The sequence below is a fragment of the Streptomyces sp. NPDC002730 genome (assembly GCF_042888805.1).
Lineage (GTDB): Bacteria > Actinomycetota > Actinomycetes > Streptomycetales > Streptomycetaceae > Streptomyces.
This window is the reverse complement of record NZ_JBIAQG010000008.1, coordinates 116,500-136,396: the sequence shown is the minus strand read 5'-3', so window position 1 is coordinate 136,396 and position 19,897 is coordinate 116,500. Positions and strand designations below refer to the sequence as shown.

Sequence of the window (19,897 nt, the reverse complement as noted above, 5' to 3'; positions counted from 1 at the left end):
ATATGGCGGTCGACGCATCGAGCGTCGCACGAGAGCATGACCAGGAGTCCGGTGATGAGCGATGGAACGGCGTGCAAGACTCGTCGTCATGGCGGACCGCCTGGCCTCTGGCTCTGTCGCTGCTGCCGCTCGGTCTGCTCGTCGTGGCGTCGTGGATCGGCAGGCACGTGCGCCCGAGCGCGGACGAGTGGTGCTTCCTGCCGAGCGTGCGTGACCACGGCATCTCCGGGCTGATCGGGAAGTTCTATTTCACCGACAACGGACGGGTCGGCAACGGCCTGCTGGTCGGGCTGTACGCGCAGTTCCCCGTCGCCGGGCACCAGTGGTTCGGGCTGATCAGCGGCGTGCTCATGCTGGCGCTGCTGTGGGCGCTGACCGTTCAACTCCTGCGCAGGGCCGATCTGGAGGTGCCGCGCGGTCTCCCGCTGCTCGTGACGTCCATGATCACCGCGGTGTTCCTCTTCGCAACCCCCAATACGTACAAGACGTTCTACTGGCCCGCGGCCTCCGTCTCGCACACAGTCGCACCGGTGCTCGCCTGCGCTGTCGCCATCCCGCTGCTGCGCGCAGGTGGCCGCCGCAGCCGTATTGCCGCCCTGACCATCGTGTTCACGGCAGGCGTCTTCATGGGCACGCTCTCCGAAGAGGCGTCGGTCGTCGCCCTGGTGGTGCTGTCATGTGTGGTGCTGTTCGCGCACCGCGTCTTCGCCGTGCGGGTAAAGGCCTTCGCACGCCGCTGGTCGCTGCTCGGGATGGCCGGCATCGCCATCGGCACGGTCGTGCTGGTGACATCTCCTGGTTCGCGCAATCGCCGCGAGCACTACGGCGCCGACCGTGCATCCATGTTCGCCCCCGAGTCGCTGCTGGGCTCCCTGCGGGGATATGCGCAGATCCTCGAGACGATCCTCACCACCTGGCAGTACGCCGGAGCTGTCGCGGCCGGCGTACTCCTCGGTCTGCTGGCACGCGGCCAGGCTCGGCGGCCCGCCGTCCTGCTCCCCTGCCGCCCGCTGCTGCTCACCACTCTCGGCGCGGCCGCTTTCCTGGTCTCCGGCTACCTGTGCACCGTCATCACCTACCCCGTCTTCGGAGCAGACGTGGTGACGACGGAACGCACTTGGAACGACTACCTCCTGCTCTACGTCATGCTGCTGGTCGGCGTCGGTGCCTTCATCGGGCGCTCACTTCGGCTGCGTGGGCGCCGCACGGGGGTGGCGACCGCGGCGGCCGCAGCGGTTTGCGCCACGGCCGTGCTGGGACTGGTCGGCCCGCTGAACGGACTCGGGGACGCGATGGAGGTACGGGCCACGAAGTGGGACCGTCAGGACCGGAATCTGCGCGAGCAGGCGGCGGACGGTGCCAAGGTTGCGCCGTACACACCCGTTTCGGTCGCCAGGATGCTGGAGCCGTTCAGCAACCAGGGCCGCAGGATCTGGCCGGCGCAGTGTGTCGCCGACTACTACCACCTGGACAAGGTCACTTACGGTCGCACCCACGATTGATCGTGGGGTGGCTGTGTTGTGGCGTCCGAAGTGGCATGCCGTTGACCAGGGCCGTCGGCATCGCGATCACCGGGGAGACCCGGCGCGAGACCGCGCGGCTCCGCAAGGACGAGCCTTGGTTCCCGGCGGCCTACGCAGCCCTTGAAACCATCGGGGCCGGCATTGGCCACGGAGGACAGCTGGAAGGCCATCGCGCCCTTCTCCTACCGACAAGCACGCCTGGCGCGAAGCGCGGCGCCGGCAGTCATCAGCCCGGATCTGCGTCGAGCACACCAACGCCGAGCTGCGGCCATCGCCTGCTGACCACCCGCCGAACGACGAACCACCATGCCGGCACGCCCCGAACTCAATTGCGGGTGACACCGTTACTCGACAAAGCGTCCCTGAGCTCGGATGCGGAGGTGGCCGCCGCGTGGGAGACGTTTGTCTCCCGGACTACGTAGTGCGGCCGCCGCTTCGCCTCGTGGTAGATACGTCCCACGTACTCGCCGATGACACCGAGCGTGGCGAGCTGTATGCCGCTGAGTGCGACGATGGCAGTGATCAGGGTCGCGTAACCGGGCGTGTCCACCCCGTCGAGCAGGACGTTCGCGATGATCCACAGCGCATAGCCGAGGGCGGACAGGAAGAGCCAGAGTCCGGTGTGTATCGCCATGCGCAGTGGGCGGCTGTTGAAGGAGAGCAGCCCGTCGATGCCGTAGTTGAGCAGGCGCCGGCCGCCCCACTTGGACTGCCCGGCCGCCCGCTCCACATTCTGGTAGGTGAAGCTGACGGTGTCGAAGCCGATCCAGGAGAAGAGCCCCTTGGAGAAGCGGTTGCTCTCCGGGAGAGAGAGGACGGCGTCGACAGCACGGCGCGAGAGCAGCCGGAAGTCGCCTGCCCCGTCGACGACTTCGACCTCCATGAAGCGGCGCACCAGACCGTAGTACGCGCGGCTGAGCGTCCTGCGAACCGCGCCTTCTCCGACACGGTCGCGCCGGGCGACGACTTGGTCGAAGCCGTGCCGATGCAGCTCCAGCATGCGGGGCACAAGCTCCGGAGGGTGCTGCAGATCGGCGTCCATGAGGACGACCACTTCACCGTCGGACATCCTCAGCCCGGCGAGCATCGCCGACTCCTTGCCGAAGTTACGGCTGAAGGAGGTGTAGCGCACGCGGGGGTCCGCTGTCGCAAGGTCCCGGAGGTGGATACGGGTGTGGTCGCTGCTGCCGTCGTCGACGTAACAGATCTCGAAGGCGGTACCAGTCGACTCGAGAGCGGCGACCAGCGCCGTGTGAAAGGCGTCGATCACTTCACTCTCGTTGAAGCAGGGTACGACGACCGAAGTATGAACCGTTGTCATCTCTCTCCATGGTGCTGAGGTGTGGGCCGGCTGCGTAACTCTGCAAGTCGTCGCGTATGGAGGATGGTCGGCGGGCCGTAGAGGTTGCCTCCCGGATTCACAGGGCACCGAAGTCATGGTGGAACAGCGGGATGACTCGCTGGACTTCGTCGGGGAGCTTGCCCAAACCGTCGCGTCTGGGCCCAGGTTTCCCCTTGAGCGGGTTGTGCGGCCCGCGGTGACCTTTGTCCTGCCGGAGTGCGGACGATTCGCTCTGCCGCCCCGATCGTGTGACGGCGAGGATCTGTGGTGTCGACCGGTGGCTCATCCTGCGGTCCCTGACTCGCGCCACCACCGCGCTTTGACCGGTCAGCCGAGCGGGAAAGCAGGAGCCGGACGAATACGTGCAGTGACCCCCTGACCCGGCAGCGTGGGGGCAGTTCATAAGATCGAGCCCGTGACAACGAGGACAACGGGGTGGGTCCCGCCGACAGAGACCGAGCAACTGCTGTACGAAGCAAGGGCGGCGGGCGCCGTCGAGGCGGAACTGGGTGTGCTCGCCCGCGCCACGCTCTTCCTGCCGGTCGGTCGGCTCTACGCGGACACCCCCGGCTCCACCGTCCCGTTCGTTCCGGCCAAGGACCTCCAGACCGGCAAGTGGAGCATCTCGGTCCACACGGCGGGCATGCTGCCGCCCTGGCATCCGGAGTGGGTGCACTGGTCCACCACTCTTGCGGAGCTCGCCCAGATCTGGCCGAACGACAAATGGCGGCTCTCGGTCAACACGGGTACGCCGTGTGCCGTCAGCCTCGAGGCCAAGCGGTCCCACCGTCAGGCATGGCTGAAGGCGACCTCCGAGAACGGCGGCCCACCCCGCGGGCTGCTGGTCACGCACGCGGGCGGCCCGCTGCAGGGCGCCTTGGCCCACGGTCTGGCCTGCGGTGCGCATCTGTCGGTGCACAACAGCATCGCGTGGAACGAACTCGGCACGACGTACTTCGACTACCGCAGGGACGTCGGCACACTGCGCAACACCTGGAAGGTGACGAACCGCGGCCAGTATCTCCGCACGCTCGCCGCCCTGTACGGGGCCCAGCTCTCCGGCTGGGAGGAGGCCATCGCCCTGAGCGCGCGTGCCGGGCTGGCCGAACGCCTGGGCAGAACGCCCTCCGGGGGAGAGTGGCTGGATGCCGTAATCCGGTCCGCGGTCCTGCGCAGGGCCGACGAGGAAACCGTCGAGGAGGTCCGGCGGACCGCGGGGCGGATCGCCCGCTACGAGGAGCAGTTCCGCGCCGACGGGGTACTCGGCGCAGATGAACGCGTCGACTCACTGAACGCCTTCGACTACGGGCGAATCATCATTTTCGTACGGATGGGCCTCGGAGCTCGCCTGACCGATCCCGGGGAAGCGGAAGAGGCCGTCCTCAAGGCCGGCAGGCTGAGCCGGGAGACCTATGCCTCGTGGGAGGCGTTCTCCGCCGCGTACTCGCTCGCTCGTGTACTCGCCTTCGACAACGAGGAGTTCGGGCGGACCTACCAGGAGTCGGTGGTCCAGCACCGCATTCTGACCCAGGCCCCCCAGACTCCCTACCGGATCCTGCCGTGGTCATGAACTGGACACCACCGACACAGGTCGAGCGTCTGCTGTACGAGGCCGGCCTGCGCGGCGACGTGGATGCGCAGCTGAAGGTGCTGGCGGCGGAGGAGCTGTACATCGGGCAGCACCGGGCCGAAGTCGACGCCGAGCCGGGCATCGTCCGCTGGCGGCCGGTCGCACACCCGGTGACCGGGTCACCCTGCAAGCTTCTGCTCACCCGAGGCATGCTGCCGCCATGGCACCCGGACTGGATCTTCCATGAGGTGGATCTGGACTGGATCGCCGACTATCAATGGCCGGATCCCACAGTGTGGCTCGCGGTCAACCCGGGAACGCCCGCCGCCGTGAGTCTGCCGGCCTCGCCGCAGGACCGCGCCCTGTGGCGCCGCTACCACGCGGAGAACGACCGCACGACGCAGAACCGGCTGAATGCCCTGCACACCGGACCGCTGTTCGGGCCGCTCGCCTTCGGGCTCGCCTGCGGGGCGCACCTCGCCGTGGCCAACGGCGTGCCCTGGAACGAGGCCGGCACGGTCTATCTCGACTACTACTCCCAGCGGTGCATGCTGCGCAAATCCTGGGCGATCAGCGACAACGCGAGCTGGCACAAGCAGATGACGGCCCTGCTGGACTACTCCAACAGCCCGCCAGAGCCCGAGTTCGCGCTACGTGTGCGCGAGCACCTGCGCAGGGGAATGGGCGAGCTCCCGCCCGCGAACCTGTGGCGCGAGACCGCTGCCGGAACGCTGCACGACCAGGGCGCGCCGCAGTCCGTCGTCACGGAGATGGAGGAGCTGGTGCGCCGCATCTTGCGGTACGAGGCCAGATTCCGGGCCGACGGACTGCTGCCCGATGACGGCAGGGTTGCCACAGCCGCCGCGTACGACTACGGACGGGCGCCCTCCGTGGCCCGCTGGGGGCTGGCCGCCCGGTTCTGCACACCCCACGAGGCGGAGCAGGCCATCGTGCACGCGGGCGCGCTCGCCAAGGCGGCGTACGGGTCGTGGCAGGACTTCTGCGCCGGCTATGTGCTGGGCAGGGTGCTGCGCTTCGACGACGAGGAGTACGGCCCCTACTACGAGGACGCGCTGTCGTCCCACCGGATCCTGATGGAGAACGAGGGCAGCCCCTGGCGGAACATCCGCTGGAACTGACCACCCCGCTCGGCTCGTTCCATGCGGGCACAGCCACCGGCCGGCGGGCGTGCTCGCGCATCACGACAGGGTGCGAGCGCCACAACGCGGTGGCTGGTGCGGCTGTGCGGCGACGCATACATGACGCGCCCGGGCACCGCCGCCTGTTTCCGGCAGCGAACAGCCCGGCCAGGAGTTCGCGGACCTTGGTCGGCCCCTGGCTGGAATCGACGGTCAGCCGCCCGTCCTGCCACTCCGCGGCGGCGGCGTGCGGTTCCATCGGATGGTTGTGCAGCGGCGGGATCGCGCGGCGCGACCAGCCCAGGTCACCGCGGGCACTACGACGCCACAGCGAGTCGGCACGTGAGTTGGCGGGTGCTATGGGCGCCGCCGAGTGGAGCATGGAGCTGCGACGAGGCACGCTGTATCCATGCGGTTGCTCTTCCGCCCCTCTCCCCGACCAGGGGCGGGCGGCCATAGCCGGGCCCTCTACACACTGGCGGAGTGTGTGCCCTTCGCGATCGCAGTGCTGGTGGTGGTTATCGAGCTCTCACCTGCGCACTTTCTGTACACCGGTCCCCTCCTCACCGCGACTCCGGCGTTGGCCGCGGTAGCGATGGGCCCCAAAGGCACCTTCGCGGCAGCGGCTTTCGCTTTGGCCATCAGTGTTACCACCGCCACCTACAACCAGGCGTGGGGTAGCCAGCAGGTCTACACCAACTTTCTGGCTCTCTTCCTGGTCTCCGCGGCCAGTGTCACGACCAGTAGCGCGGTGCACACTCACAGGCAGAACGAGCTCAACCAGATTCGCCGGATTGCCGTGGCGGCCCAACGGGTGCTGCTGCGGCCCGTACCCGACCGACTCGGCCCAGTGCGGGCGGCGAGCATGTATATCGCGGCGGAGACGGGGGCGCAGATCGGCGGTGATCTGTACGAGGTTGTGCAGACCCGGTACGGGGTCCGGATGATCGTCGGAGACGTCCGCGGCAAGGGGCTTCCTGCTGTGCGCTCGGCCGCAGCCGTGCTGGGCGCCTTCCGGGAGGCCGTGCACTATGAAGATGACCTTGTGGAGGTCATCAATCACTGTGCGGCTGCGCTGCGACGGGAGCGCGCCATGCCGCGCGGGATCGATCAGGACGCTGATGAAGATCAGTCGGAATCGTTCGTCACCGCGCTCGTGGCTCAGGTGCCGGACGGGCCCGTAGTGGAGTTCGTCAACCGTGGCCATCTGCCTCCCCTGGTGCTGAGTGAGGGCAAGGTTCGGGCCGTGATGCCCGCTTCACCACTGCCGCCCCTTGGTCTGGAAGAGTTCATCACCGGCCCTCCGGCCAAGGCGGAGAGCCATCCGTTCGCATGCGGCGACCGCCTGCTGCTGTACACCGACGGCGTGACAGAAGCCCGCAACAGCGAGAACAACTTCTTCGCTCTGCCCGAGGCCATGGAAGCGCTGAACGACCGCACCCCGCCCGAGTTCCTGGAACAACTGCACCAGGGATTGGTCCGCCACACCCAGGGCCACCTGGCGGACGATGTGGCGATGGTCCTCGTTGACCGGCTCGACGTGGAATTGGACAAATAGGGCTGCCTCCCATGCGGTGACCGCTCGTTGGATTGTTCATGGCTCGGGGAAGTCGACGGTCCACCGTCGGTTCATGATGTGGTCACGGGCCGGTGTGTGGGGCCGGCTACACGCGGCAGTGCTGCACCACCTCGACGACCACGGGTCCGATCAACGTCTCCCGCGTGGTCCTCGAATCAGCCGATGTCAGGGCTGGCCAGCTGGACCAGGACCAGTCGGCGATCTTCAAGGCGCACTCGTCGGCGCCCGGCCATCGCGCTCGTGTCCAGGCGGATACTTGTTGGGTGAACGTGTCAGTGCCCGGGGCCTTCGACCTGCGGGAGCGACTTGCCAGCAGCCTCTTCACCCGCGTCGCAGGCCCCGCGGGCCCGGACAATCGTGCCCGCATTCATGACACACCGGGACCTCGCTGGTTCGGTCCGGACAGGCCAATCCGTACCGTCCACGGCGACGCCTCGATGTTCATCGGCGGACTGAGAGCCCTGTTGCTGCAGTCCTTGCACCCGCTGGCCATGGCCGCGGTGGCAGCTCACTCCGGCTACCAGGGTGACCCGTGGGGGCGGCTGCAGCGCACCAGCACATTCCTCGCCGTGACGACCTACGGCACCGCCGACGACGCCCAGCAAGCGGTCGACCGCGTCCGAGCGGTGCACGACCGCGTGAAAGGGACCACCCCCACCGGGGAGACTTACCACGCCGCCGACCCGCATCTGCTCGCCTGGGTGCACATCGCCGAGGTAGACAGCTTCCTTCAGGCCCACCAGCGCTACGGCGCGCATCCCCTGGATGCCACCGGGTGCGACGAATACGTCGCCGACACTGCACGCGTCGCAGCCGCGCTCGGTGTGACCGACCCTCCACGGGACCAGGGCGAGCTGGCCGACCGGCTCGCTGCCTACCGCCCGGAACTGCGCGCGACCCAAGAGGCCCGCGAGGCAGCGCGCTTCATACTCCTCCACCCGCCCCTGCCCTGGATCGCCCGAGTCCCGTACGCCGTCCTCACCGCCAACGCGGTGTCCACACTTCCGCTGTGGGCCCGCAAGCCGCTGAGGCTGCCTTATCTGCCGGGGATCGAGGAAACCTGCGTACGACTGGGTGGACATGCGCTGATCACGACGATCCGATGGGCCATGAAGCCTTCCCGGCCCGTCACGCACACGACCTGATCAGCGGACACTGCGTCCGCTCGCCCTGCCAACACCCCCTGTCGACTACCGCATGACCTCGACCTCGCAGCCGGCGGGAGCCTTCAGCCCCGGGCCCGGCCCTGTCCCCAGGGCGCTCCCCCGCCGCGGGCGCCGGGGCCGGCGTCGGGACTGCGAGTGCAGCGTCTCGGTCGTAGGCGGGGGACCGTGTCGTTCACTCTCCCGCAGCGACCGCCCCTTGGCATATCGGGCACCGGTCCTTGCCGTCCCACCCGTCCCACCCGAAAACCGCGGGCGAGAGGGACTGGCCTTCAAGCTCCTTGCGTACGGCGACCCGATAGGACCAGACCGCGCCGATGTAGGGGTGGTAGACGTCATGGAAGGCGGGTGACAGCGGCGAAGCCCCTGCCGCGACCGCACGTTGAAGAGCACGGAGCCGCTCGAACATCACCTGCCCGGCACCGGCGACGGCCGCGGTCGCATCGATGAACAGCCGTTCACGTACTTCATAGATCGCGGCATCGCTCAGTGCCGCGCGGGTGGCTGTGCCCAGGTCGACTTCGGCACCAGGGGCTTGCGCGATCTGGCGCAACCGCGCGTGGCACGCCCCAGCGGCTCCGATGAACTCGATGTACACAGCCCGCCGCCGTGCCCCAACTCCCCGGTCATCTTCGTGGCGATGGCGCAGGTAGTCAGCCAGAACTGTGCCGGAAATGGCAAGAGAGCCACCACTCACCGCCGCAACGAGCGTCCCCCAGTCCACGTCTGCCCCCAGCAGTGATCACAACGTCGACGTCTGGAATCTACGCGCGGCTTCTCTCGAAGAACAGAGGTCAAGCCAGGCCCAGTTGCCGCGCAGGGGGCACTGCGTCACAACGCTGCAGGAGACGCGCGCGCAGACCCTGCTGGATCGAAATCGCCCAAGTGGCAGCGAGATACGTCGACAGGCAGACGTGGAGTTCGTGGTCAGCCTCCCCTCACTCTCCGCCCGTGTGGAGTGAATCGAGGAGGGCCAGTTCGTCCGCAGAGAGCCGTAGCGCGCTCGCGGCCACGTTCTCGACGAGGTGGTCCGGATTGCCGGTGCCGGGGATGGCCAGCACGTGCGGTCCTTGCTGAAGCGTCCACGCCAGCCGGACCTGCGCGGCCGTCGCGCCGTGCGCGCGTGCGACGGCGAGTACCCCTTCGCTGTCGGTGGCGCTCGCACCCGCGTCACCCCCGGCACTGGCGATTGCGTAGAACGGTACGAACGCGACGCCCTGGTCCCCGCAGGCGCGCAGGAACTCGTGATCCTCGGGCCGTGCGCCAACGCCGTAGGAGTTCTGCACGCAAACCACCGGCGCGATGGTCCGGGCCTCGGCGAGCTGTTCGGGCCTGACGTTGGAGATGCCCAGGTGGCGGATCAGCCCGGAGTCGCGCAGACCGGCCAGCGCACCGAAATGCTCGGCGATCGAGCCGGTTGCCAGGCTTCGTGGGATGCGCAGGTTCACCACGTCGAGGTGGTCACGGCCGAGCTGGCGCAGGTTCTCCTCGACCTGGCCGCGCAACTGCCCGGGCGTGGCCCACAGCCACTCACCCGAAGGATCCCGGCCCGGCCCGACCTTGGTGGTGATGACCAGATCTTCCGGGTACGGGGCCAGTGCGCGGTTGATCAGCTCGTTGGCGGAGCGCAGCGGCGAGAAGTAGAACGCGGCGGTGTCGATGTGGTTCACACCGAGCTCAACGGCGCGGCGCAGCACGCTGATTGCCCGGTCACGATCGCTCGGGATGCCGTTCCCGAACGCGCCGCCGTTCTGCGTCAGGCGCATCGAGCCGAACCCGATCCGGTTGACTGTCAGGTCGCCGAGTTCCCAGGTGCCCGCGGCCGCCGCGGTGATCGTTTCTGAGGTCATGGCCGGAGTCTGTGTCAGACCCCTTCGGAGCGCCTCAAGGTGGCAACAACCTGCCAGAGACAACACATCCGCTCGCGGCCCCAGTGATCAGCTCGGCCTCGGAGCCGACAGCGAGCCGGGGGACGAAGACCTGATGCTCCGGCAGACAACAGCTGCCGGCGGGCTCATCGGCCAGTCAGCTGCGCCCCGCCAGGTGGCGAAGCCGACGCCGTGGGCCCCGCGTTGGCCGACGGCGTTGACGCCGACGGCGATCAGGACGTGGACGCCGACGATGCGCAGGGCCGCCCTGCCCCACCTGGATAGCGGTGACACTGCTACAACACCGGTGACCACAGTGTGTGGGGCGGGTGGTCGTGGATCGACACGGAGTACTGGTCGAGGCCCGACTGGTTCAGCAGCAACAAGGCAATCAACGCGGCCATAACCAGGAACGCCGTCAACCACGAGATCGGGCACCTGGTCGGCCTGGACCACCCGAACAAGGACCTCAACGGTGACGGCAAGGTCGCCGAGTTCGAATGCGTACTGACCCCGAAGAAGTATCGGCCCCTGATGTGCTCGCCGAACGGCGGCTACACCACGGCGGCCGACGGAGGCAAGTTCACGTCGATCGAGACGCCTGGTCTCAAGCAGCTCGCCGACAACTGGACGCTCCCCGCCCCGGCCGGCAAGGCCCGCCTTGCCAGGACAACACCCGGCATCGACAGGGGCGCGCTCGGCGGAGCCGACTCCTGAGGCATCAGGAAAGCGACATCTGAGGGATCAACCCTCCTCTCGTCACAGGGTGCCGCCGGAGCCACCGGCGGCACCCTGTAACCGCCCTGACGCCACGGCTCCGGATTGGCCGATTCACGCCACAGGTACGTTCTGCATCGCCTTGAACGCTAGGTTGAGTACAGCGAGCCCCGGCCTCCGTGTCATCCCCCGTTCACGGAGTCCGGGGCCGCGCTTTCATACTCCGCCCGAGGCTGGCAGAGGAGGTCTCGGACGACCCGGCTACCGCCGGGGTGGCGGTTCGGGCCGTCGGATCGTACGAGGAAGCACTCGATGATGCCGATGTCGTCTGCGCGGCAACGTACGCACAAGTGCCGGTCGTCCGCCGTGAATGGATCAAACCGGGCACACACATCACCTCGGTCGGCTACAACCCGCAAGGCCGGGAGATCGACGACCACACCGTCGTCGACGCGCTGCTGTTCGTGGAGTCGCGCTCGGTCCTGGCCGCCGCACCTGAGCGTGGAATGGGCCAGGAAGTCTCGGTCTAGCTTCGGGCGGCGGCATCCACGATCCGGCTGTGGTGTCCGGCACTCATGCGGCCTGGGACGTCGCCAGTGCCCGGCTCGCCGAGGCACCCGGGGCTCTGACCGAACTACCGGCCCAGCACCGACCGGAGCGTCATGCCATACCGGGTGCGCAGCCGCCGCACTTCCCAGAGCGACAGCGCGGACACCGACAGCGGGCCGCCGAGCGAGAAGGCGTAGATCACGAGCGGAGGCGCGGCCACATCCGCGTCGTCGAAGAGCTGAAGACCGAAGAGCGACCAGACCAGCAGCGGTGAGAGCAGGGCCGGCAGCAGCTTATGAACGTCCCCGGTGCGGAAGCAGGAATTCAGTCCGGTGACAGCGGCCGCAAGGGTGAAGCACACCGCCGCGACGAGAACGGCAGCGCAGGCGAGCCCGGCCGCGATGAACAGCAGAGCGATCACCAAACCACTGATCAGCGTGCCCACGGTGTGACCGAACAGCCCGAAGGTGAAGTCGTGAGGACCCACATCCGCGGTCGAGACGATGTCGCCGCCCAGGGCGGCCACCGTCAGCCAGACCACGCCCGCTCCGAGGGGCACCGCACCCAACGCGGACAGAGGGCCTCCGATGCGGCCCGCATACATGCGCCCCAGGGGCGCTCGGGCCGAGAAGATGAAGAGGCTGACGCCGACGACACCGGCCACCACAACGATGCAACAGCCGATCAGCAGCTCCTCCAGCTTGCCGAGCACGAAATCCTCGCGCCCTTCGCGCAACGGATAGGCCAGGAGCAGCCACGCCATGGCCACCAGCCCCAGCGCCGTGCGGACGCGCTGCATCCGGGCGATGACGGGGTCTTCAATACGGTCCGGGCGGGAGGGGCTGGTCAGTGCCGAAGCCGCGGCTATGGGACTGGGCACTGCTCTGACCAGCATGTTCAGGGAATGACGGGTAGTCAACTACGCTCTCCGGTACGTGTTCACATGTGATGGCAGCCCAGCTTCGGCGCCAGGCGTCCGTCAACTTAGCTGATCATGAACGCGTCACCGGATCCCGTCCGTCGAGGTGGACCCGATGGGCCGGGTGGGATCACGGAACGAGCCCGCCGTGACACACCATCAACAGCCGGGCACTTGGGGGATTCCACTACCTAATCCCTCGTGTATCGCCGGGTGTTCAAGGGCAGTCGCGGCAACTGGGCGTCCTCCGGCAGCCACGACAGGCGCGGATGCGACCGGCTCGGCAAAGAGCGCATGTGGTCAAAGAGGTTGACGCCGCCACCCGACCCCGCAGCTCGGCGCAGGCGACGCCGCCCTCACGTCCATGATCGCGGCGGTCAACAGTCAGCGGCCGCGCCCATCAACGCCTGGTGAGGGCGGATGGCGCGCCGGGCGACTGCGCGCCCTCGTCGCCCAGGCTCAAGGTGTCGCGGCCGGTCATCGTGACCACGTAGATATTGCCCTTGGGGCAGGATGCGACGGCCGATTGGTCGGTGGGGTGGCTGGTGACCGCCTCGAAGACCATGGATGTCTTGCGTACCTCCTGCAGCTCCAGGGCTTCGGTGCAGCCCAGCTCGCGGCCGGTGCCCACTTCGGTCACCTCACTGACCTGCTTGCCCGCCAGCTCACCCCGCTGCGCAGGATGCAGCGTCAGGGTGACGGCGAAATGGTTGGTCCGGGCCTGAGTGATCCCGTCGGCGGACGGGGTGCCCGGGCTGGTGCCCACCCATGTGCCTGTCCAGGACGCGGGCAGGGAAGCGACGCTGGGAGACTGTGACGGCTTCCCGCCGGTCGCGTCGTCAGCCTCGCGATGCTGCAGCGCGAGCGTACCCGCCGTCGCGAGCAGAGCCGCGGCGATGGCGCCTGCGATCGCCCAGGCGGCACGGCCGGACGACTGCCATCGCGGGGAACCGGTAGCGGACGGGCCGACGGCTCTCCCCCCGTCAGAATCTGGGCCGCGCGCCGCCTCACCCGATACGGACGCCGGGGACGGGGGGCGCACCGGCGCGGAGACCAGCGCGTGTGTCTGCGTCTCCCGCGCGGCGAGATCCGTCTCCAACGCCTCAGGCAGCAGCTGCGGCCAGTCCCCGGTCCGGCCGCCGAGACCCTCCAGCAGCGCGCCGACGGTGCTCGCCGTGGGCCGCTGCTGCGGGTCCTTGGCCAGGCAGGACCGCAGCAGCGAGGCCAGGGCTGCCGGTACTCCGTCGAGAGTCGGTTCCTCGTGCACGATGCGGTACAGCAGCACCGCTGCAGAGACCTCCTCGCCGGAGTGGGAAAACGGGCCGGTTCCGGTCGCCGCGTACACCAGCACCGCAGCCAACGAGAAGACGTCACCCGGTCCGCCCGAACCCCCGGCGCTCGCCTGCTCGGGCGACAGATAGCCGGGAGAGCCGATCACGCCGCCGGTTCGCGTGTGGCGCGAGTCCTCGGCGGCACGGGCGATTCCGAAATCGATGAGCAGGGGACCACGGCGGCTCAACAGCACATTGGACGGTTTGACGTCCCGGTGCGCGAGCCCTGCCGCATGCACGGCCCCCAGCGCCGCCGAAAGCTCAACTGCCAGAGCCAGTACGGACCGCTCGGGCAGCGGCCCGTACCGCTGCACCCACTCCGCCAACGAGGGCGCGGCAACGTACTCCGTAGCGAGCCACTGCGGCCGCTGCCCCACGGGGCTGTAGTCCACGACCGAAACAGTCCACGGAGATCGCACCCGGTCGCTGTTGCGGATCTCGCGGGCGAACCGCTCCTCGAACCCCGGCTCCCGCCCGAACTCGGCACGCACCATCTTCAACGCCAGCGGACGCCCCGACACAGTCCGCGACAGATACACCCGCCCCATGCCACCTTCACCGAGCCGCGCCAACAGCGGATAGCCACCAACAGCCACCGGATCCGACCCGTCCAGCATCTCCATACGCCGCCGCCCCCGCCCCTTCACACCGGCAGCCAGGCTAACCCCGCCGTACCGCGACAACCGTATCCAACGATGGCTGGCTCCCCTCTGGCCGCGTCAGGACGTACCGGTCCACGCCGACGCCTTCGGGGAACTGACTACATCCCAGGTCATGTTGGCAGGTACGGCCCGCCCGTGCGCTCACCCGTCCGACGGCGCTCGGCTCGCATCGACCATCCACGCAGGATCGCCACAACCGGCCCACGGTGATGCTCTGCAACAGAGTCGTCGCGCAGGCTCATACCCAACAACCCGAACACAACATGTGTTCATCTCATCCTACTTATGGAGATGACCGACTTCGATATCTGATTTCGATGAGTATCCGATACACTTCCGCGGCAAGCGAAATGGTTGTTTGTCCAGGATGTGACCCGGGGGGGCACCTTGGAACCATTGGGGCCTGACGACCCCGCCGTCGTGGGGCCGTACCGACTGGCCGCCCAGTTGGGCAGTGGCGGCATGGGCCGGGTCTACCTCGGGTACTCGCCGAGCGGCCGGCAGGTCGCGATCAAGGTCATCCGTCCGGAGTACGTACAGGAGCCCGCCTTCCGGCAGCGCTTCGCCCGCGAGGTGATCGCCTCCCGCGCCGTGAGCGGGTTCTTCACAGCCGGGGTGGTCGATGCAGACCCCGAAGGTCGCCAGCCATGGCTGGCGACCGCGTACATTCCCGGCCCCTCACTGCAGCAAGCGGTGCAGAAGAGCGGCCCCCTGCCGGAGCGGTCCGTGCGGGCGCTCGGCGCGGCGCTGGTGGAAGCGCTGACGGCAATTCATGGTGCGGCTCTGATCCACCGGGATCTCAAGCCCGCCAATGTGCTCCTGGCCCAGGACGGGCCACGTGTGATCGACTTCGGGATCTCCCGGCTCGCCGAGCACAGCGGACTGACGCTCACCGGCACCACGATCGGATCTCCGGGCTATATGTCGCCCGAGCAGATCCAGGGACTCCCGATCGAGCCCTCGTCCGACGTGTTCTCGCTCGGCTCGGTTCTGGCCTTCGCCGCGATGGGCGCCGGCCCCTTCGGTGAGGCGTCTGTGCCGGCACTGTTGTTTCGCGTAGTGCACGAGGAGCCCAATCTCCAAGCAATACCAGCCGAGTTGCGCTCGCTGATCAGTTGGTGCCTTGCGAAGGAGCCCGCCGACCGTCCGGCGCTTTCGGCTCTGATGCCCGCTCTGACCGGCGGCCGGTCACCGGTGGAACTGCTCGACGCGGGCTGGCTGCCGAAGGCCTGGCAGGGCGAAGACGCGGCGGGGACGCCCGCTTTCCCGGACGTGCCCACCTCGACTGCGGCGCGGCACACCCCCGTTCCCTTCCCAGCCCCCGCCTCCTTCCCAGCCCCCGCCCCAGAGCAGCCGCAGAGTCTGCCGGAGCCCCTGCAACAGCGGCCGGTCAGCCGTCGCCGACTGCTGTACGCCGCAGCCGGCACCCTGGGAGCCGGCGGGCTGGCAGCCGCCACCTGGGCGATGACGCGGGACGGCAAGTCGGCCGTCGCCGGATCGCTGCGCTGGCGATTCACCACCACCGGCACGGTCCTGTCCTACCCCAGCGTGGCCGGGGATCTGATCTACGCGGCGAGCAACGACGGCACGCTGTACGCGCTGACCACCGCCGACGGGCTGCGACGGTGGAAGTACACGACCGCCGCAGCCATCGGCTCCGCACCCACCGTGCTGGGCGGCAGCGTGTACCTCGGCAGCGACGACCGCATCCTGTACGCCTTCGACGCGCTTTCGGGGAAGGTCCGTTGGCGGTTCACCACGGGAGGCATCGTCCATACCCCGGTCGTGACAGGGGGCGTCGCGTACGTCGGCAGCGCGGACCATCGGCTCTACGCCGTGGACACGGCCAGCGGAAAGCGTCGGTGGGCCTTCGCCGCCGGCAACGATACCCACTCCCCCGCCGTGTCCGGCGAAACGGTGTACGTGGGCAGCAGCGACACCAGCCTCTACGCGGTGAACGCGAACACGGGCGAGAAGCGGTGGGCCTTCACCACACGCGGGGCAGTGTCCGGCATCCCGTCCGTAGCGGGCGGTTTCGTCTACTTCGGCAGCACCGACGGAAACTTCTACGCCGTCGACGCAGACACAGGGAAGCAAGTCTGGCAATTCGGGGGTGCCTCCGTCGGGTCCAACCCCGCCATTGCCAAGGGAGTGGTGTACGTGGGAGGCGGCAAGACGCTGCACGCGCTGGACGCCGGTACCGGCAAGCCCAGATGGGAGTTCACGGCCACAGGAGACGTCCATGCGCCGGCCACAGCTGGAGCGGTGGTGTACGTGGGGAGCGATGACACCAAGCTCTACGCGGTGAACGCTGCCACAGGAGAGCAGCTTTGGGCCTACTCCGCCTCCGCTGCGGTGCACTCGCCGACAGTCGCGCAGGACACGGTGTATTTCGGCAGCGACGACAGCACCCTGTACGCCGTTCGTATCTGAACCAACCGGGAACCGGGCAGCAGACGCAAGCAGTCCTACTCACTGCAGGTAATGGCTTTTTCATGTCTGAGTGACGCTGTTTGTTACCAAGGGGGGACATGTCAAGATATTCATCGCGGCTGGATCGGCGCGCCGAGAGGAGGAATCGCCGCAACGCTTCAGCCGTCGCTGCCTACGCCCGTGCTGCCCGGACCTGCGGCCCGCTGGCCAACCCGGGCCGGGAAGTGGAGTTCCGCTCGGTGCTGCGACCGGGCCATCGGGTGTCGCTCACAGTTCTGACCGCCGCCACCGCCCTGGCCGACATCGTATTCATCGGCTGGCTGCTGCTGCCCGAACATGTGCCCGGGCCCGGGGTGACCGGCGTCGGTAACGGCTGGCTGTTCCTGGCCCGGCTCGGGTTCTGCTTGGTCATCGCGGTCGAGACGATCAAAATCGTGCAGGCGGTGGCGATCTGGGTGTTCGCCTTCCGGGCGAAGGACCCCATCCCCATGGTGCCGCCGCGCGGACTGCGGGTCGCCATGCTGACCACCATTGTGCCGTCCAAGGAGCCGATTGCCGTCGTTCAGCGGACGCTGCGGGCCATGCTGGAGGTGGCGCGCTGGGACTGCACCGTGGACGTCTGGATCCTGGACGAGGGAAACGATCCGACCGTACGGCAGATGGCCGCACGCCTGGGGATCCACCACTTCAGCCGCAAGGACCGGCCGGAGTACAACATGCCGTCCGGCCCGTTCCATGCGCGTACCAAGTCGGGAAACCACAACGCCTGGCGCGCCGAGCACGAGAACGAGTACGACGTGGTCGCCCAGATGGACCCGGACCACGTGCCGCTGCCCTGCTTCCTGGAGAGGACCCTGGGCTACTTCCACGACCCGGACACCGCGTTCGTGGTCGCCCCCCAGGTGTACGGCAACGCCTACGAGAACTGGGTCGCCCACGGCGCCTCGGTGCAGCAGTACCTGTTCAGCAGCATCGTCGAGCGGGGCGGCAACGGTCTGGACGCCCCCTTGCTGATCGGCACCAATCATCTCTACCGGGTCGCCACATGGCAGCAGATCGGCGGCTATCAGGACTCCATCATCGAGGACCATCTGACGAGCATGAGGGTCCACGGCACGCTCAATCCCGCCACCGGAAACGGCTGGAAAGGGGTCTACACCCCCGACGTCGTTGCCGTGGGCGAGGGCCCGACCACCTGGACCGACTACTTCAATCAGCAGAGGCGCTGGGCCTATGGCATCTGGGAGATCAAACTCAACCCGCGGCTGAGGCAGGGCATCCGGCTCCGGCCCCGCCAGCGGCTGCTGTACGACCTGGTTCAGTTCTACTACCCGAGCGTCGCCATGAGCCTGACCCTCGGCACCCTCGCCACCGCCCTGTACATGCTGCTCGGGGTCTCGTCCATCCAACTGCCGGGGCTGCCCTGGTTCCTGCTGTGGTCGGCGGGCATGGGCGGCTCATTCGCCCTGTGGCTCTGGCTGCGCCGATTCAACCTCGCCGAGCATGAGCGACGGGAGATCGGTATGGCGGGGATCCTCCTGTCGCTCTTCGCCGGGCCTGTCTACATCGCCGCCGCGGCGAACGCCCTGCTGCGCCGACCGCTGGCGTATGTGGTCACCGCCAAGGGCGAGCTGCGCAGTTCGGAGTCGCTGCGCACCTTCCGGCTGCACCTGATGTGGGCCCTGCTGGCCGGGGGTCTGCTGACCATCAGCTTCCTCAACGACCATGACTACACCGGCATGCGGATCTGGACGCTGCTGGCCCTTACGGCCGGCTCTGCCCCGCCGCTGCTCGCCCTGGCCCAAGGTGTCTCCACACGCTTGCGCACCGCGAGGGCCGACAAGTGAGGGTCACTACCCCACGGGTGCTCGCGCTGCTGTGTGCCGCCCTACTGTCCTGGTACACCTTCCAGGTGGCGCCGGATCTGGCGGACCGCGAACGTCGCGAGGCAGCCGCGCGCGCCGACGCGGTGCTGCCACCGACGACCGTGCTGCCGGACGACGATCGCACGCCGCACCACCCCGCCCCGCAGAGGCCCACGGTCTCCTTCCCCTCCGCGGGAAAGGCGTTCATCGGCGTCTTCACGTCCGCGGGCACCCACGACTTCACAGAGGCGGCCGATTTCGCCCGGCAGACCCGGCACCGCCCGCAGGTGTACGAGTTCTCGGCCGACTGGGAGACCGATCACTTCGACGCTGAGGCCATCAACCGTGTGGCCAAGCGGGGCATGCTGCCCATGGTCGCCTGGGAGCCATGGGACCACAGAGCCGAGGCCGAGGAACCCACGCTGCGTGGAGAGCAGCCCGAGTACCGGCTGTCGAGGATCATCCACGGCTCCTTCGATTCGTACATACGCTCATGGGCGCTGGGCATCAAGTCGCTCAGCTACCCGGTGGCCATCCGCTTCGCTCACGAGATGAACGGCTACTGGTACCCCTGGTGCGAGCAGTCCAACAGCAACCGCCGTGGGGAGTACGTCCGAGCGTGGCGTCATGTGCACAAGATCTTTGACGCGGTGGGAGCACGTAATGCCCTGTGGGTGTGGAGCCCCAACGTCAGCTACACGAACTCCACACCGCTTACCCGGCTCTACCCGGGAGACGCATACGTGGACTGGGTGGGTCTGTCCGGCTACTACGGCACCGTGGGCAAGGAGAACTACCAGTCGTTCGACCACCTCTTCACTCCGACGAGGACCGAACTGCGCCGCATCACCCGCAAGCCGCTCGTCATCACCGAACTCGGCGCCACGGACGCCGCCGGGCGGAAAGCAGAGTGGATCACCGGCATGTTCCGTGCGCTGCCGCGCCACCGCGACATCATCGGCATTATCTGGTACCAGGCGGTGAAGGAGATCGACTGGCGCGTGGGCACGTCCCAGGCATCCTCAGCCGCCTTCACCGCCGGGGCCTTGGCGAGCCGGTACCAGCAGAAGTGGGAGCCAGGTATGACGCCACGTCTTCGGTAAGCCATTCAAGGTGCGGATGCAGGACGACTTGAAAGTTCTCACCGCCGTACAGGGACTCGTACCGGATCTCGAGCGCGAGCAGTCGATTGATCAAGGCTGCGGCTTAGGCGTGTGCCTGCTGATCGTAGCTCGCG

The 19,897-nt window shown here is 68.0% G+C and carries 15 protein-coding genes; 10 read left to right on the top strand and 5 right to left on the bottom strand.

Annotated elements, in window-relative coordinates; translation table 11 throughout:
• The first annotated feature begins 71 nt into the window (after positions 1-71).
• The gene (locus tag ACFYXH_RS21345; RefSeq protein WP_389565106.1) at positions 72-1,502 is read left to right on the top strand and encodes a DUF6056 family protein; all 1,431 of its coding nucleotides are present in this window, start codon (positions 72-74) and stop codon (positions 1,500-1,502) included.
• 346 nt (positions 1,503-1,848) lie between these two features.
• On the opposite strand, the gene ACFYXH_RS21340 is transcribed toward ACFYXH_RS21345, so the two are convergent.
• A complete protein-coding gene (locus tag ACFYXH_RS21340) occupies positions 1,849-2,844 on the bottom strand; it encodes a glycosyltransferase family 2 protein (protein WP_389565103.1) in 996 nt (331 codons plus the stop codon).
• Positions 2,845-3,280: 436 nt separating this feature from the next.
• On the opposite strand from ACFYXH_RS21340, the gene ACFYXH_RS21335 reads away from it, so the two are divergent.
• From ACFYXH_RS21335 to ACFYXH_RS21320, 4 genes are all read left to right on the top strand, one after another.
• Positions 3,281-4,435: a DUF1266 domain-containing protein gene (locus tag ACFYXH_RS21335; protein WP_389565101.1), complete on the top strand. Its 1,155-nt coding sequence runs from the start codon at positions 3,281-3,283 to the stop codon at positions 4,433-4,435.
• Positions 4,432-5,574: a DUF1266 domain-containing protein gene (locus ACFYXH_RS21330; protein WP_389565098.1), complete on the top strand. Its 1,143-nt coding sequence runs from the start codon at positions 4,432-4,434 to the stop codon at positions 5,572-5,574. The genes ACFYXH_RS21335 and ACFYXH_RS21330 overlap by 4 nt, the downstream gene beginning before the upstream one ends.
• A 487-nt stretch (positions 5,575-6,061) precedes the next feature.
• Positions 6,062-7,132, top strand: a complete 1,071-nt coding sequence (locus ACFYXH_RS21325; RefSeq protein WP_389565095.1) for a PP2C family protein-serine/threonine phosphatase — start codon at positions 6,062-6,064, stop codon at positions 7,130-7,132.
• A gap of 284 nt (positions 7,133-7,416) precedes the next feature.
• Positions 7,417-8,298 carry an oxygenase MpaB family protein gene (locus tag ACFYXH_RS21320; RefSeq protein ID WP_389565092.1) on the top strand — a complete coding sequence of 294 codons (882 nt, stop codon included), beginning with the start codon at positions 7,417-7,419 and terminating at the stop codon, positions 8,296-8,298.
• Between the two features lie 193 nt (positions 8,299-8,491).
• On the opposite strand, the gene ACFYXH_RS21315 is transcribed toward ACFYXH_RS21320, so the two are convergent.
• On the bottom strand, positions 8,492-9,040 hold the full coding sequence (locus ACFYXH_RS21315; protein WP_389565089.1) for a CchlQ: 549 nt from the start codon (positions 9,038-9,040) through the stop codon (positions 8,492-8,494).
• A 214-nt stretch (positions 9,041-9,254) separates the two neighbouring features.
• Complete coding sequence (locus ACFYXH_RS21310) at positions 9,255-10,166, bottom strand: oxidoreductase (protein WP_389565086.1); 912 nt, start codon at positions 10,164-10,166, stop codon at positions 9,255-9,257.
• A 336-nt stretch (positions 10,167-10,502) separates the two neighbouring features.
• Here ACFYXH_RS21310 and ACFYXH_RS21305 point away from each other — a divergent pair, with 336 nt between their 5' ends.
• Both ACFYXH_RS21305 and ACFYXH_RS21300 read left to right on the top strand, forming a co-directional pair.
• Positions 10,503-10,901 (top strand): hypothetical protein, encoded by a 399-nt coding sequence (locus ACFYXH_RS21305; protein ID WP_389565083.1) that lies wholly within the window; start codon positions 10,503-10,505, stop codon positions 10,899-10,901.
• A 179-nt stretch (positions 10,902-11,080) separates the two neighbouring features.
• The gene (locus ACFYXH_RS21300) at positions 11,081-11,431 is read left to right on the top strand and encodes a hypothetical protein (RefSeq protein ID WP_389565081.1); all 351 of its coding nucleotides are present in this window, start codon (positions 11,081-11,083) and stop codon (positions 11,429-11,431) included.
• A gap of 104 nt (positions 11,432-11,535) precedes the next feature.
• Here ACFYXH_RS21300 and ACFYXH_RS21295 read toward each other — a convergent pair whose 3' ends face one another.
• Complete coding sequence (locus ACFYXH_RS21295; protein ID WP_389565078.1) at positions 11,536-12,345, bottom strand: hypothetical protein; 810 nt, start codon at positions 12,343-12,345, stop codon at positions 11,536-11,538.
• Positions 12,346-12,769: 424 nt separating this feature from the next.
• Positions 12,770-14,323 carry a serine/threonine-protein kinase gene (locus tag ACFYXH_RS21290; RefSeq protein WP_389565075.1) on the bottom strand — a complete coding sequence of 518 codons (1,554 nt, stop codon included), beginning with the start codon at positions 14,321-14,323 and terminating at the stop codon, positions 12,770-12,772.
• 435 nt (positions 14,324-14,758) lie between these two features.
• Here ACFYXH_RS21290 and ACFYXH_RS21285 point away from each other — a divergent pair, with 435 nt between their 5' ends.
• From ACFYXH_RS21285 to ACFYXH_RS21275, 3 genes are all read left to right on the top strand, one after another.
• Positions 14,759-16,795 (top strand): PQQ-binding-like beta-propeller repeat protein, encoded by a 2,037-nt coding sequence (locus tag ACFYXH_RS21285; protein WP_389565072.1) that lies wholly within the window; start codon positions 14,759-14,761, stop codon positions 16,793-16,795.
• 98 nt (positions 16,796-16,893) lie between these two features.
• Entirely contained in the window at positions 16,894-18,642 is a 1,749-nt protein-coding gene (locus ACFYXH_RS21280) for a glycosyltransferase family 2 protein (RefSeq protein WP_389565069.1), read from the top strand.
• The gene (locus tag ACFYXH_RS21275; RefSeq protein WP_389565066.1) at positions 18,639-19,763 is read left to right on the top strand and encodes a glycoside hydrolase family 26 protein; all 1,125 of its coding nucleotides are present in this window, start codon (positions 18,639-18,641) and stop codon (positions 19,761-19,763) included. Before ACFYXH_RS21280 ends, ACFYXH_RS21275 begins: the two co-directional genes overlap by 4 nt.
• Positions 19,764-19,897 lie beyond the last annotated feature (134 nt).

Bases quoted from the DNA above. Each gene is read 5' to 3' on its own strand.
- ACFYXH_RS21340 (WP_389565103.1), bottom strand. From the start codon at position 2,844: ATGACAACGGTTCATACTTCGGTCGTCGTACCCTGCTTCAACGAGAGT.
- ACFYXH_RS21330 (WP_389565098.1), top strand. From the start codon at position 4,432: ATGAACTGGACACCACCGACACAGGTCGAGCGTCTGCTGTACGAGGCC.
- ACFYXH_RS21310 (WP_389565086.1), bottom strand. From the start codon at position 10,166: ATGACCTCAGAAACGATCACCGCGGCGGCCGCGGGCACCTGGGAACTC.
- ACFYXH_RS21295 (WP_389565078.1), bottom strand. From the start codon at position 12,345: ATGCTGGTCAGAGCAGTGCCCAGTCCCATAGCCGCGGCTTCGGCACTG.
- ACFYXH_RS21290 (WP_389565075.1), bottom strand. From the start codon at position 14,323: ATGGAGATGCTGGACGGGTCGGATCCGGTGGCTGTTGGTGGCTATCCG.
- ACFYXH_RS21280 (WP_389565069.1), top strand. From the start codon at position 16,894: ATGTCAAGATATTCATCGCGGCTGGATCGGCGCGCCGAGAGGAGGAAT.